The following is a 15,182-nucleotide window of genomic DNA, read 5'->3' as shown; positions in this document are numbered from 1 at the left end:
ACGCGGCGGTCACCCGGTTCAGCCGGCTGTGGTTCGAAGCGCTCGCCGGTATCTGCGCTCACGTGCGTTCCGGCGGCGGCGGACTGACACCCTCTGATGTCGCTCCGGCCCGGGTCAACCAGCAGCAGATCGACGAATTGCAAAGGCAATTCAGTGTTGCCGACGTACTACCGCTGACGTCGGTGCAACAGGGCCTACTGTTCCACGCTCGGACCATGACCGGCGGTGACGATCTGTATGCCGGGCAGCTGGACATCAGCATCACCGGCCGACTCGACCACGAGCGGCTGCGCGCCGCGGTGCAGGCGATGGTGGCCCGGCATCCGAACCTGGTAGCTCGGTTCGACCAACGCTTCGGCGAGCCGGTGCAGGTCATCCCCGCCGATCCCGAACTCGCCTGGAAATTGATCGATCTCGGTGCTGGCGATGTCGAGGCGATCACCTCCGCCGAGCGGGTCGCGGTCTGCGACCTGGCAGGTCAACCGCCGTTCCGGGCCGCCCTGATCCGCGTCGCGGCGGACCAGTACCGTTTCGTCTTGACCAACCACCACATCGTGCTGGACGGCTGGTCCATGCCGATCCTGCTGGGCGAGATCTTCGCCGGCTACTACGGTCACCAACTCCCGGCGCCGGAGCCTTACCGGAACTTCGTCAGTTGGCTGGCCGGCCGCGACCATGACGCCGCACGCGCCGTCTGGGGTGAGCTGCTGGCCGGCTTCGACACCCCCACGTTGCTCGGCCGCCCCGGTCAGCAGGGGCAGCGTGGTGTCGAAATATTCGGACTGCCAAACACACTCGCGCAGGCGGTCGGCGAACTGGCCCGGACTCACCGCACCACCGTGAACACCGTGCTGCAGGCGGCGTATGCACAACTGCTGTGCCGTCTGACCGGTCGGCACGATGTCGCGTTCGGCACCACAGTTTCCGGCCGGCCCGCTGAAGTCGTGGGGATCGATTCGATGGTCGGCCTGTTCATCAACACGCTGCCGGTGCGCGCGAACATCACGGCGACCACCACCACGACCGAGCTGCTGGTCCAGCTGCAGGGCGCCCACAACGACACACTCGACCATCAGCACCTGGCACTGGGCGAGATTCATCGCATCGCCGGACAGGATCAACTGTTCGACACGCTGTTCGCCTACGAGAACTATCCGGTCGACGCCGATGCGCTGTCGGGTGAACACGAACTCGCGATCACCGACATCACCACCCACGAATCCACCCACTACCCGTTGGCGGTGCAGGCGCAGCCCGGTGAGGAACTGACGCTTCGGGTGGAGTACGACACCGACGTGTTCGATGCCGCCGGTATCAAGACGCTGGTCGACCGATTCGAGCGGCTGTTGGTGGCCATGACCACCGATCCGACACGGCGGTTGTCGGCCATCGAGGTACTGGACGCCGAAGAGCTTGCGTTGCTGGATCATTGGGCCGGCCGCGCGGCCTTGACCCGGCTGGACGGCGCGGCCACGGTGCCGGGCCGGTTCGCCGCGCAGGTGGCTCGCACTCCCGACACCGTGGCGGTGGTCTGCGCCGACCGGTCACAGACTTACCGCGAGCTCGACGAGGCGTCGAACCGGTTGGCGAATCTGCTGGCCGCCCGGGGCGTCGGTCCGGGACAGTCGGTGGCACTGATCTTCCCGCGCTCGACGGAAGCGATCACGGCGATCCTGGCGGTGCTCAAGACGGGTGCGGCCTACCTGCCGATCGACCCGGCGCTGCCGACGGCGCGCATCGAGTTCATGCTCGGCGACAGCGCGCCGCTGGCTGTGCTCACCACGGCCGAGTTGGTCGGGCTGCTCGACGGGATGGACGTGAGCGTCATCGACGCGACCGATCCGGTGGTCGAATCTCAGAGCGCCGCAGCACTTCCGGTGCCGAGTCCGGACGATCTGGCGCACATCATCTATACCTCCGGCACGACTGGCGTGCCCAAGGGTGTAGCCGTCAATCATCGCAACGTCTGCCAGTTGTTCGATGAGCTGGAAATCGGCGATGCGTTGACCCCCGGGCAGGTGTGGACCCAGTTCCACTCGTATTCGTTCGATTTCTCGGTGTGGGAGATCTGGGGCGCGCTGTTGCACGGCGGGCGCCTGGTGGTGGTACCCGATGCGGTGGCCCGCTCGACGCCGGACTTCCATGCGCTGCTGGTCCGCGAGCAGGTCACGGTACTGGCCCAAACCCCTTCCGCGGCAGCGGTGTTGCCGACCGAAGGCCTGGACTCGACCACGCTTTTGATCGGCGCCGAACCGTGCCCGCCGGAAATGGTGGATCGATGGGCACCGGGCAGGGTGATGGTCAACGTCTACGGACCGACCGAGACCACCATGTGGGTCACCAAGAGCGTCCCGTTGGCGGCCGGTTCGGGTGCGCCGCCCATCGGGTCACCGGTGGCCGGGGCCGCCTTGTTCGTATTGGACGACTGGTTGCGGCCGGTCCCCGCCGGGGTGGCCGGTGAGTTGTACGTGGCCGGCGCCGGAGTATCGGCCGGGTATGTCCATCGCTCCGCCTTGACGGCAACACGTTTCGTGCCGTGCCCGTACGGTGCGCCGGGTGCCCGGATGTACCGGACCGGTGACCTCGTGCGCTGGCGGGCCGATGGGCAGCTGGACTACCTCGGCCGGGCCGACGAGCAAGTCAAGATCCGCGGGCACCGCATCGAATTGGGTGACGTCCAATCAGCTTTGGCGGGGCTCGACGGCATCGAGCAGGCCGCGGTGATCGCCCGCGAGGATCACCCCGGTGACAAGCGCCTGGTCGGTTATTTCGTCGGAACTGCCGATGCCGCCGTGGTGCGGGCCGCGCTGGCCCAGCGGCTGCCCGCCTACATGGTCCCCGCCGCGGTGCTGAGTGTGTCGGCGTTGCCGATGACGGTCAACGGCAAGCTGGATGCCCGCGCCCTGCCCAAACCGGATTACACCGGCGGCGGATACCGTGCACCGGGCAGCTACACCGAGGAGATCCTGACCGGCGTCTATGCGCAGGTGCTCGGTATCGATCGGGTCGGTGTCGACGACTCGTTCTTCGACCTGGGCGGCGATTCGTTGTCCACCATGCGGCTGGTCGCGGCGATCAACGCCGCGCTGGATGTCGAACTTCCGGTGCGTGCGGTCTTCGAGGCGCCCACGGTGGCTCAGCTGGCCCCGCTGGTGGGCGAGGCCGAGGGCCGATTGCAGCCGCTGGTGCCGGTCGAGCGCCCTGCGGTGATCCCGTTGTCGTTCGCGCAGAGCCGGCTGTGGTTCGTGGACCAATTGCAGGGCCCATCACCGGTTTACAACATGGCATCGGCACTGCGGCTGGCCGGCGAGTTGAACGCCCAGGCCCTGGGTGCCGCGCTGGGCGATGTGGTGACCCGGCACGAGAGCCTCCGCACGCTGTTCACCGCTCCGGAGGGCACGCCCCAACAGGTGGTGATCCCGGCCGGTCATGCCGATTTCGGTTGGGAGGTCGTCGACGCCGCAGGTTGGTCACCGGGCCGATTGCACGAGGCTCTCGAGGTCGCTGCCCGCGATACCTTCGATCTGTCGACCGATATTCCGTTGCGGGCGCACCTGTTCCGGGTCGCCGACGAGGACCATGTGCTGGTGGCCGTGATCCACCACATCGCGGCCGACGGCTGGTCGCTGCGTCCGCTGGTCGCCGATCTGGGCGTCGCGTACGCCAGTCGGTGCGCCGGCCAGGCACCGGACTGGGCTCCGTTGCCGGTGCAGTACGTCGACTACACGCTCTGGCAGCGTGCGCAATTCGGCGGTCTCGACGACACCGAGAGCCGAGTTGCCGCGCAGTTGGCCTATTGGGAGAAGGCACTGGCCGGACTGCCCGAGCGGATCCAGCTGCCCACAGACAGGCCGTACCCGATGCTCGCCGACCTGGGCGGCGCCACAGTGGCGGTGGACTGGCCGGCTGAACTGCACGAGCGGGTGGCCCGGGTGGCCCGGGAGCACAACGCGACGAGCTTCATGGTCGTGCAGGCGGCGCTGGCTGCGCTGCTGTCCAGGATCAGCGCCAGTTCCGATGTTGCCGTTGGCTTCCCGATCGCCGGCAGACGCGACCCGGCGCTCGATGATCTGGTCGGCTTCTTCGTCAACACCCTGGTGCTGCGCGCTGATCTGACCGGTGACCCGAGCTTCACCGAACTGCTCACCCAGGTGCGGGCCCGTAGCCTGGAGGCCTTCGAGCACCAGGACGTGCCCTTCGAGGTGCTGGTCGATCGGCTCAACCCGACCCGAAGCCTGACCCACCACCCGCTGGTCCAGGTGATGCTGGCCTGGCAGAACTTCACCGGGCTCACCGATCCGGCCGGCGGCTCCGGGCTGAAAGGCGTTGACGTCACGTCTGTTCCGCTGGGCACCCAGTCCGCGCGGATGGACCTCACCTTTTCCCTGTCCGAACGCTGGACCGCCACCGGATCCCCAGCCGGGATCAGCGGCGAGGTGGAGTTCCGGACCGACGTCTTCGATACGGAAACCGTTGCGACGCTGATCACCCGGTTGCACCGGCTGTTGTCGGCGATGACCGCCGACCCGGCCCAGCCGTTGTCGTCGGTGGATCTGCTCGACGAGCCCGAGCGTGCCCGACTCGACGAACTGGGTCACCGGGCCATATTGACCCGACCCGTCGCTGCGGCGGTATCGGTGCCGGAGATGTTCGCTGCCCAGGTGGCACGCACCCCCGACGCGGTCGCCATCACCTGCACCGGCCGGTCGCTGACCTATCGCGAACTCGACGAGGCCGCGAACCGATTGGCGCACTTGCTGATCGGCCACGGTGCCAGCCGCGGGCAGACGGTGGCCCTGCTGTTCCACCGCTGCGCCGAGGCGATCGCCTCGATCCTTGCGGTGCTCAAGACCGGAGCGGCCTACCTGCCGATCGACCCGGCAATGCCTGCGGCGCGCGTAGAGTTCATGCTCGGCGACGCCGCGCCGATCGCTGTCGTCACCACTGATGACCTGGCCGGGCGGCTCGCGGAGGTCGACGTGACAGTGATCGATGTCAACGATCCCGTCGTCGAAAGCCAAACTGCCACAACCCCTCCAGGGCCGAGCCCGGATGACATCGCCTACCTGATCTATACCTCCGGCACCACCGGTGTACCCAAAGGCGTTGCCATCACGCATCGCAACGTCATCGGGTTGTTGGGATCGGTCGGTGTCGAGGTCGAGCCCGCCGGAGTCTGGAGCCAGTGGCATTCGCTCGCATTTGATGTGTCCGTCTGGGAGATCTTCGGAGCACTGCTGCACGGTGGCCGGTTGGTGATCGTGCCCGAGTCGATGGCGCGCGCACCGGAGGATCTGCACACCCTGCTGGTCGCCGAACAGGTCAACGTGCTGACCCAGACCCCATCCGCGGCAATGATGCTGTCGCCATTGGGACTTGAATCGACCGCGTTGGTGGTGGCCGGTGAAGCCTGCCCGACGGAACTGGTCGACCGATGGGCGGCCCGCGGACCGATGATCAACGCCTACGGACCCACCGAGGCCACCATCTACGCCGCGGTCAGCGCACCGCTGGCGGCAGGCACGGGTGTGGTCCCCATCGGCGCGCCGGCGGGCGAGTCGGCATTGTTCGTCCTGGACGACTGGTTGCGGCCAGTGCCTGCCGGCGTGGTCGGTGAGCTGTATGTGGCCGGCACCGGGGTGGCCGCGGGCTATGTCCGCCGTGGCGGGCTGACCGCGTCGCGCTTCGTGGCCTGCCCGTTCGGTGCCCCGGGCGCCCGGATGTACCGCACCGGAGACCTCGTGCGCTGGGGTGCCGATGGGCAGTTGCAGTATCTCGGCCGGGCCGATGAGCAGGTCAAGATTCGCGGTTACCGCATCGAATTGGGTGATGTGCAAACAGCTTTGGCGGGGATCGACGGCATCGAGCAGGTCGTGGTGGTCGCCCGCGAGGACCGCCCCGGCGACAAGCGCCTGGTCGGATACTTCACCGGCACCGCCGACCCGGTCGAGGCGCGGGTCGCCGTGGCCAAATACCTTCCGGCGTACATGGTTCCGGCGGCGGTCGTGTCGATGACGGCGTTACCACTGACCTCCAACGGCAAGCTCGACAGGCGGGCACTGCCCGCACCGACGTACGGCAACGTCGACGAGTACCGCGCGCCGGGCAATGAAGTCGAACAGACTCTGGCCGACATCTACGCCGAGGTGCTCGGGCTCCCGCGAGTCGGTGTCGACGATTCGTTCTTCGAATTGGGCGGCGACAGCATCATGTCGATGCAGGTGGTGGCACGGGCCCGTGCTGCTGGGCTGACCTGCCGGCCGCGGGACATCTTCGTCGAGCAGACGGTGGCCCGGTTGGCGTTGGTGGCCAAGGCTTCCGATGGCGACGCCGTCGCCGACGAGGGCGTCGGAGCAGTGCAGTCGACACCGATCATCCGCTGGTTGGCCGAGGTGGACGGACCGGTGGACCAGTTCAACCAGACGGTCGTGGTGCAGGCGCCCGCCGGGGTGGACGAGGCCGACGTCGCGGTGGTGTTGCAGGCCCTGCTGGACCGGCATCCGATGCTGCGGCTTCGCGTCGAGGAGGGTTGGTCACTGCAGGTGCCGGAGGCCGGCGCGGCCCGTCCACACCTGGTGTCGGTCGACGAATTGTCCGAGGACGCCGTCGTGGCGGCCCGCGCACAGTTGAACCCGGCTGCCGGTGTGATGCTCAGCGCCCTCTGGGAGGCCGGCCGTGGTCGGCTGGTGCTGATCGTGCATCACCTCGCCATCGACGGAGTGTCATGGCGAATCCTGCTGGAGGACTTGAACATCGCCTGGGCGCAGCACCGAGCCGGCCGGCCGGTCACGCTGCCGACCGGCGGGACCTCATTCGCCCGATGGGCCGCGCTGCTCGGTCGGCACGCGGGCAGCCCAGAGGTTGCGGAGCAGGCTGACGTCTGGCGGCGGGTCGCGGCGACCCCCGCCGCCCTGCCCGCCGTGCGGCCCGAGCTGGACACCTTCGCGACGGCCGGCCAGCTGTCGGTCGCACTGGACGATGTCGATACCGTGCGGACGCTACTGCGCGAAGCTCCGGCGGCATTCCACGCCGGCATACAGGACATCTTGGTGATCGGGTTCGCCTTGGCGCTGGGCGAATTCCTTGGCAGCCCGGTGGTGGCCATGGACGTCGAGGGTCACGGGCGCCACGAGGAGTTGGGCGAGCGCAGCGACGGGCAAGGTGTCGACATCGACCTGTCGCGCACTGTCGGCTGGTTCACCACCAAGTACCCGGTGGCGTTGACGGTCGGCGAGTTGTCCTGGGCGCAGGTCGTTTCCGGCGACGACGCGTTGGGTGCCGTCATCAAGGACGCCAAGGAGCAGCTGCGCGAGTTGCCCGACGGCCTGACCTACGGCCTGCTGCGCTACCTCAATGATGACGTTGATCTGTCGGGTGCTGACCCGACGATCGGGTTCAACTATCTGGGCCGACTCGGCGGCGGACCGGAACTGTCCGACGAGCTGTGGCGGATCGCCCGCGACGGCTCCGCGGTGACGGGGGCCAGCACCGCCGTGCCCATGCCGCTGATGCACACGCTGGATCTGAACGCCGGCACCGTCGACACCGATGCCGGTCCGCAGCTGCACGCCAACTGGACCTGGGCGCCCTCGGCGCTCAACCATGAGCAGCTGAACCGGTTGAGCGCGTTGTGGTTCGAGGCGTTGACGGGTATCGCCGCGCATGTGCGCAGTGGTGGTGGCGGACTGACCCCGTCCGACGTGGCACCGGCCAGGCTCAGTCAGCAGCAGATCGACGAACTGCAGCGGCACCACCGGATCGCGGACATCCTCCCGGTCACCCCGCTGCAACAGGGCCTGCTGTTCCACGCCCGCACCGCACCCACCGCAGACAGCTATGCGGTGCAGTTCGACCTGACCATCGCGGGCAGGTTGAATCCCGATCGGCTGCACGATGCGGTGCGCACCGTAGCAGCTCGGCATCCGCACCTGGCGGCGCGATTCAGTGCTGAACTCGGCGTGCAGATAATCCCAGCCGAACCTGAAATCGTTTGGCAGGTCATCGATCTCGAAGAGGGCGAGGTAGCGGGACTGGCTGCCACCGAGCGAGCCGCGGTGTGCGACCCGGCCGGGCGACCGCTATTCCGGGTGGCGCTGGTCCGAGTCGCGGACGATCGGTACCGGTTGGTGCTGACCAACCATCACATCGTGCTGGACGGCTGGTCGATGCCGATCCTGCTGGGGGAGATCTTCGCCGGCTACTACGGGCATCGCCTGCCCGCTGCGGTGCCCTACCGCAGATATGTCAGCTGGCTGGCCGAGCGTGATCTCGAGGCCGCCCGGGTGGCCTGGGGCGAGGTGCTCGCCGGTTTTGGCACCCCCACCCAGGTCGGCTCGGCGCGCCGGTTCGGTTCGGGTGCTCGTGGCGTCAAATCCTTTGCGATATCGGCCGAAACAACCCGGGCCGCAAGTGAATTGGCACGCTCGCAACACACCACGGTCAACGTGGTGCTGCAGGCCGCGTACGTGCAGATGCTGGTGCAGCTGACCGGTCAACACGACGTCGCATTCGGTACCCCCGTATCGGGCCGGCCCGCCGATGTCGCAGGCGCGGACTCGATGGTGGGCTTGATGATCAACACGGTTCCGGTGCGCGCGAACATCACCGCGACCACCACTGCCGCTGATCTGCTGAACCAACTGCAGGCCGCTCACAACCGGACGCTGGATCATCAGCACCTGGCGCTGGGCGAGATTCACCGGGTCGCCGGCCACGACCACCTGTTCGACACGCTCTTCGCCTACGAGAACTATCCGGTCAACACCGGTGCGTTGGCAGGGGATCAGGACCTGGCCATCACCGAATTCACCAGCCACGAGCAGAACCACTATCCGCTGACGGTGCAAGCCGCACCGGGACCCGAACTGGGCCTGCGTGTCGAGTACGACACCGACGTCTTCGACGGGTCCGAGATCGACGAGCTGATCGACCGGTTCGAGCGGGTGCTGGTGGCGATGGCCACCGACCCGACCCGTCGGCTTGCCTCGGTGGATCTACTGCACGTCGATGAGCACGTTCGGTTGGCCGAGATCGGCAACCGGGCGGCATCGACCAAGCCCCCTGCGCCGGTGTCGATTCCGGCCGCGTTCGGCGCACAGGTCGCCCGCACGCCGGGGACGGTCGCACTGGCCTGCGGGGACCGCAGTGTGACCTACCGCGAACTCGACGAGGCGTCGAACAGGCTGGCGCATTGGCTGGCCGCCCACGGAGCCGGTCCGGGACAGACTGTGGCGCTGCTGCTTTCGCGTTCCGCCGAAGCGATAGCGGCGATCCTGGCGGTGCTCAAGACCGGGGCGGCCTATCTGCCGATCGACCCGGCCCTGCCCGCGGACCGGCTGGCATTCATGCTCGACGATGCCGCGCCGATCGCTGTGGTCACCACCGATGAGCAGGCCCGGCGGTTCGACGGCGTGCCGGTGGTCGACATCGCTGACCCCCGGATCGAAACCCAGCCCGCCACCCCGCTCTCGGAGCGAGCCGGGAGCGCGCCGAGCCCGGACGACATCGCGTACGTCATCTATACCTCCGGCACCACCGGCGTACCCAAAGGTGTTGTCGTCACCCACCACAACGTCACCGGCCAGTTCGGCGAACCGGCTGCCGACCTACCGTCCGACGCGGTATGGACGCAGTGCCACTCCTACGCCTTCGACTTCTCGGTGTGGGAGATCTTCGGTGCACTGCTGCACGGCGGCCGTCTGGTGATCGTGCCCGAGTCGGTGGCCGCTTCACCGGCGGATTTCCATCGCCTACTGGTTGCGCAGCGGGTCAACGTGCTCACCCAGACCCCATCCGCGGTCGGCATGCTTTCGCCAGACGGACTGGACTCGGTGACGCTGGTGGTCGGCGGTGAAGCCTGCTCGACCGATGTGGTCGACCGTTGGGCCCGCCGCGAAGGTGGGGAGCACGACCAAACCGGACACACGATGATCAACGGCTACGGCCCAACGGAAACCACGGTCTATGCCACCACGAGTGCGCCGCTGACGGCGGGCGCAGCGGGCCCGGTACCGATCGGCTCCCCGGTGCCCGGCGCGGCGTTGTTCGTGCTGGATGCTTGGCTGCGTCCGGTACCGGCCGGTGTGGTCGGCGAGCTGTACGTCGCCGGCGTCGCGGTGGCTGCCGGGTATCTGCGCCGGGGTGGGCTCACCGCGTCGCGGTTCGTGGCCTGCCCGTTCGGGGCGCCGGGGACTCGGATGTACCGCACCGGGGACCTGGTGCGCTGGCGCGCCGATGGGCAGTTGGACTACCTGGGCCGCGCCGACGAACAGGTCAAGGTCCGCGGCTACCGCATCGAATTGGGCGATGTGCAAACGGCTTTGGCGGCGCTGCCGGGCGTCGAGCAGGCGGCGGTGATCGTCCGCGAGGACACCCCGGGAATCCAGCGTCTGGTCGGGTACCTCACCGGCACCGCCGATCCCGCCGCCGCGCGCGGCCAGTTGGCCGACCTGCTGCCGGCGCACATGATCCCGGCCGCAGTGGTGGCATTGCCGGCGCTGCCGCTGACGGTCGGCGGGAAGCTCGACGCCCGGGCATTGCCGGCACCGCAATACCGGGCCGGGACATACCGCGCGCCGAGTACACCCACCGAGGTGGCGTTGGCCGACATCTATGCCCGGACCCTGGGGGTCGAGCGAGTCGGCGTCGATGATTCGTTCTTCGACCTCGGCGGTGACAGCATCGCCGCGATGCGCGTGATCGCGGCGATCAACACCGGCCTGGACGTCGAACTGTCAGTACCCACCCTCTTCGCGGCACCCACCGTGCGCGAGCTCGGTGAGCGTCTGGCGGCAGGCACGGCCGTGGCCGACATCGCACCGGTTCAGGTACTCAAGAACGGCACCGGCACCCCGCTGTTCTGCATGCACGCGGTCAGCGGCATCAGCTGGCCCTATCAGGTTCTCGGACATGCTCTGGACTGCCCGATCATCGGCATCCAGCAAGCCGGCGAGGCCGAACCGGAATCGATCCGCGAGATGGCAGCGATCTACGCCGACCGGATTCAAGCCGAGCAGGCCACCGGCCCGTACCACCTGCTCGGCTGGTCGTTCGGCGGCATGGTGGCGCACGCCGTCGCCGTCGAACTGGAGCGCCGCGGCCAGGTCGTCGCGCGGCTGATCCTGCTGGACGCCGAGCCGACGCTCGGTGTGGAGAACCAGGCGGTAGACCGGGAACAGCTCAGCGGGGTACTGGAGGAGCAGTTCCGCCCGCTCCTGGACCAGCTGGTGGACAACTTCGACACCAATGTCGCGCTCTACCGCCAGCATGAAGCCGAGGTATTCAACGGCGATCTCGTGGTCTTCTCGGCGGCGCGGGATGCCGACGATCGCAGTGCCGTGCTGCGGCAGAGCTGGCGCCCGCACGTCGCCGGCGACATCACGGCACACTCGATCGACAGCTCGCACCATGAGATGCTGACCACTGAATCGCTTGCCGGATATGGCAAGCAACTCGGCCTCTTGCTGGGGCGTGAAACAGGGTGACGTTGAACTGGCGGCTGACGGGTACGTTCGAGCGACTGGCACGGGTGGTGCTGCGCCGGCCGTGGTGGGTGATCGGCGCCTGGTTGGTGTTGGTGGTGGTGCTGTCGTCGACGGTCCCGCCCTTGATGAAGCTGGCCAGCGACCGCAACCAGGAGCTGCTGCCGGCTGATTCGGCGGTGATGGTCGCCACCCGGGAGATGACCAAGGCCTTCCATGAGCCGGGGATTCAGAACATCGCCCTGGTGGTGCTCACCGATGAGAACGGGATGTCCAAGGCCGACGAGGACGCCTACCGCACCTTGGTGGACCGGTTGCATGACGACGACCGCGACGTGGTGATGGTGCAGGACTTCATCTCCCAACCGCCGCTGCGTGAGGTGATGGCCAGCAAGGACCACAAGGCGTGGTTCATCCCGGTCGGCATTGTGGGAGAACTGGGTTCACCGGAATCCAACGATGCCTACAAACGGGTGGTGGACATCGTCCACCGGTCCGTGGCGGGCTCGTCGTTGACGGTGCACATGACGGGACTGACCGCCACCGTCGCCGAACGCGAGGCTCTCGGGCTGCGCGATCTGCGGGTGATCGAGACCGCGACCGTGGTCATGGTTCTGGTGATTCTGCTTGTGGTGTACCGCAATATCATCACCATCCTGTTGCCGCTGGCCACCATCAGCGTCTCGCAGGCGGTCGCGACGCAGGCGGTTGCCGCGCTGGGGGAGCTGGGCCTGCCCATCTCTCAGCAGACCGTCGTGTTCATGAGCGCGATGATGATCGGCGCCGGCGTCGACTACGCGGTCTTTCTGATCAGCCGGTATCACGAGTATCTCCGGCAGGGACTGGACTCCAATGACGCTGTCGCGCAGGCGATGTCGTCCATAGGCAAGGTGATCGCGGCCTCCGCGGCCACTGTCGCGGTCACCTTCCTCGGCATGAGCTTCACCGCCCTCAAGGTGTTCTCCACCACCGGTCCGGCACTGGCGGTCTCGATCGCGGTGGCGTTCCTGTCGTCGATCACTCTGCTGCCGGCCATGCTCGTCATTTGTGGGCGCCGCGGCTGGGTCAGGCCCCGCCGTGAGCTGACGAGTCGGCTCTGGCATCGATCCGGAATCAACATCGTGCGGCGTCCCGTGGCACATCTGGTGGGCAGCCTGGTGATCCTGATTTCGCTGGCCGGTTGCGTGCTGTGGCTGCACACCAGTTACGACGTGCGTAGCGCGTTGCCCGCCAAGGCGGAGAGCAACGTCGGCTTCGCCACGATCGAGCAGCATTTCCCGGCCAGCGTCACCGCGCCGCAGTACCTCTTCATCCAGTCCCCACACGACCTGCGGACCTCCAAGGCGCTGGCCGACCTCGAGCAGATGGCCCAGCGGGTCAGCCAGGTTCCCGACGTCGGCTCGGTGCGCGGTGTCACCCGGCCCACCGGTGCACCGCTCGAGCAGGCCACGTTGAGTTTTCAGGCCGGTGCGATCGGCGACAAACTCGCCGAGGCGAATTCGAAGATCACCGGTAGCACCGATGCCCGGCAGGCACTGGTCGGCGGGGCCGGAAAACTCGCCGACAGCCTCGCGGACGTGCGCAGCCAGCTGATCAAGTCCACCGCCACGATGGACAGTCTCAGCAAGTCGATGGCCAGCATCAAGGACCAACTCGAGAACTCGCAGGAATTCCAGGACGCCCAGCGCGAACTGGCCGATGTGAAGGACAGCGGTGAGCTGCCGGACCAGCCGCCGCCGCGGTCGGGCAGCGAGAACTTCCACGACATGGTCGGCATGGCCAGCGACGCGCTGGACGGGATGAAGGCTGATCCCGGCTGTGACACCGATCCGAACTGCACCAAGCAGCGGGACCAGTTGCAACGCGTCGTCGACGGACTGCACCGGATGCAGCCGAAGCTGGATTCGGCCGCCAACGCCATTCGCAAACTCGGCATGAGCAACCCGAATGGGATGAAGCAACAGATGGCGTCCCTGCAAGATGGGGCCAATCAGCTGGCCGATGGCAGCCGCAAGATCGCCGAAGGACTGCGCACCCTGGATGATCAGACCAAGCAGCTGGGCGAGGGCCTCTCGCGCGCCTCGGCGTTCCTGCTGGCGATGAAGCTCAATGCGTCCGAACCGGGTGCGGCGGGCTTCTACATCTCGCCGGAGATCCTGGACAACAACCAATTCAAGGACCTGACAAGGGTTTTCATGTCGCCGGACGGGCATGCGGCGCGCTACATGGTGGAGTCCAAGCTGGATCCGTACGACACCAAGGCGATGGACCAGGTCAAGTCCATTCTCGCCGCGGCTCGAGGTGCGCAGGCCAACACCGCGCTCGCCGATGCCTCGGTGTCCATGTCGGGCATGACCCCGTACTACAGCGAGCTGCGCGACTACTACAACCATGATCTGCGGTTCATCGTGCTGATGACCGTTGTCGTGGTGTTCTTGATCCTGGTACTGCTGTTGAGGGCGGTGGTGGCGCCGCTGTATCTGGTTGGCACGGTGATTCTTTCGTGCCTGTCATCGCTGGGAATCGGGGTGCTGCTGCTCCAGATGATCGGGCATCAGCCGATGGCGCCGAGCACACCCGGTATGGCATTCATCGTGTTGGTGGCCGTCGGCGCGGACTACAACATGCTGTTGATCTCCCGGATCCGCGACGAGTCGCCGCATGGCATCCGATCCGGTGTGATCCGTACGGTCCGCTCCACCGGCAGCGTGATCACCTCTGCGGGAATGATTTTCGCCGCGCCCATGCTCGCCATGCTGTTCAGCAGTGTCAGCTCGATGGTGCAGGGCGGCTTCATCATCGGCATCGGCTTGCTGCTGGACACCTTTATCGTGCGCACCGTCACCGTGCCGGCTCTGGCCGTGCTGGTGGGCAAGGCAAACTGGTGGCCCTCGGGACGACTGCGCAAGCGGGCGGTTACGCCGTAACGGTGAGTTCGACCCGGCCGTCGGTGCCGAGGGTTTCGCGTTCGGTCAGCGCAGAGGTCTTGGCGACCAGGCGCACGCGGTCCGCCCGGAACAGGTCTTCGGAGTATTCGAAGGGCTGACCGTCGGCATCCGAGGCGACCCGGGTCATCGCCAATAGGGGAGTGCGGGTAGGTATTTCGAGCCAGGCAGCTTCCCGCGGGTTGGCGCTGACGACTTCGATGCTCTCGATCGATGTCGTGGGCACCAGGTCGTACCGGACGGCCAGGATCTCGTAGATCGATCCGCCCAGGGGCTGTTCCAGGAGGTCCGGAACCCGGTCCGCGGGGAAGTGCGCGCAGTCGACCGACAGCGGGAATCCGTCGGCGTACCGCAGGCGCTGGACCACGACGAGTTGGGTTTCCGGCTGTACGCCGAGACGTTGTGCCTCGATGGCGGTCGCCGGGCGTAGGGCCGTCGAAAGGACTCGGCTGCGGGCGGACGAGTGACCGCCCTCTTTGAGTCGGTTCGGCAGGCCGGACAGTTCGGCGACGTTGCGTTCCACGAGCCCGGTTTTGATGAAGGTGCCGCCGGTGCGTCCGGTCCGCCGTTCCAGGATTCCGGCGCGACTCAGGGGGACCAGGGCGCTGCGCAGCGTGGCGCGAGACACCGCGAATTGCTCAGCCATCTCCCGCTCGGACCCGAGACGATCGCCGGGTCGAAGGGTACCGGCGTCGAGCATGCCGACGATGCGGCGCCGCACGTCCTCGGCGACCGGGCCGCCTTCGGTTTCGTCCAT

The 15,182-nt window shown here is 67.3% G+C and carries 3 protein-coding genes (1 of these 3 only partly in view); 2 read left to right on the top strand and 1 reads right to left on the bottom strand.

What is annotated here, in order from left to right; translation table 11 throughout:
- Window positions 1-11,483, top strand: partial view of a non-ribosomal peptide synthase/polyketide synthase gene (locus ABIA30_RS12065; RefSeq protein WP_370065380.1) — the end only. The gene continues 19,504 nt to the left of window position 1, outside the view; 11,483 of the gene's 30,987 nt are visible here — the last part of the coding sequence; the start codon falls outside the window, past its left edge; it ends in the stop codon at window positions 11,481-11,483.
- The gene (locus ABIA30_RS12060; RefSeq protein ID WP_370065378.1) at window positions 11,480-14,407 is read left to right on the top strand and encodes an RND family transporter; all 2,928 of its coding nucleotides are present in this window, start codon (window positions 11,480-11,482) and stop codon (window positions 14,405-14,407) included. The genes ABIA30_RS12065 and ABIA30_RS12060 overlap by 4 nt, the downstream gene beginning before the upstream one ends.
- On the opposite strand, the gene ABIA30_RS12055 is transcribed toward ABIA30_RS12060, so the two are convergent.
- A complete protein-coding gene (locus tag ABIA30_RS12055; protein ID WP_370065376.1) occupies window positions 14,397-15,182 on the bottom strand; it encodes a GntR family transcriptional regulator in 786 nt (261 codons plus the stop codon). The genes ABIA30_RS12060 and ABIA30_RS12055 overlap by 11 nt on opposite strands.

Origin of the sequence: Mycobacterium sp. MAA66 (assembly GCF_041261665.1) — a bacterium.
GTDB lineage: Bacteria > Actinomycetota > Actinomycetes > Mycobacteriales > Mycobacteriaceae > Mycobacterium.
Note: the sequence above shows the minus strand (reverse complement) of the source record. Positions and strands in the feature narration are given on the sequence as shown.

Bases quoted from the DNA above. Each gene is read 5' to 3' on its own strand.
- ABIA30_RS12055 (WP_370065376.1), bottom strand. From the start codon at position 15,182: ATGGACGAAACCGAAGGCGGCCCGGTCGCCGAGGACGTGCGGCGCCGC.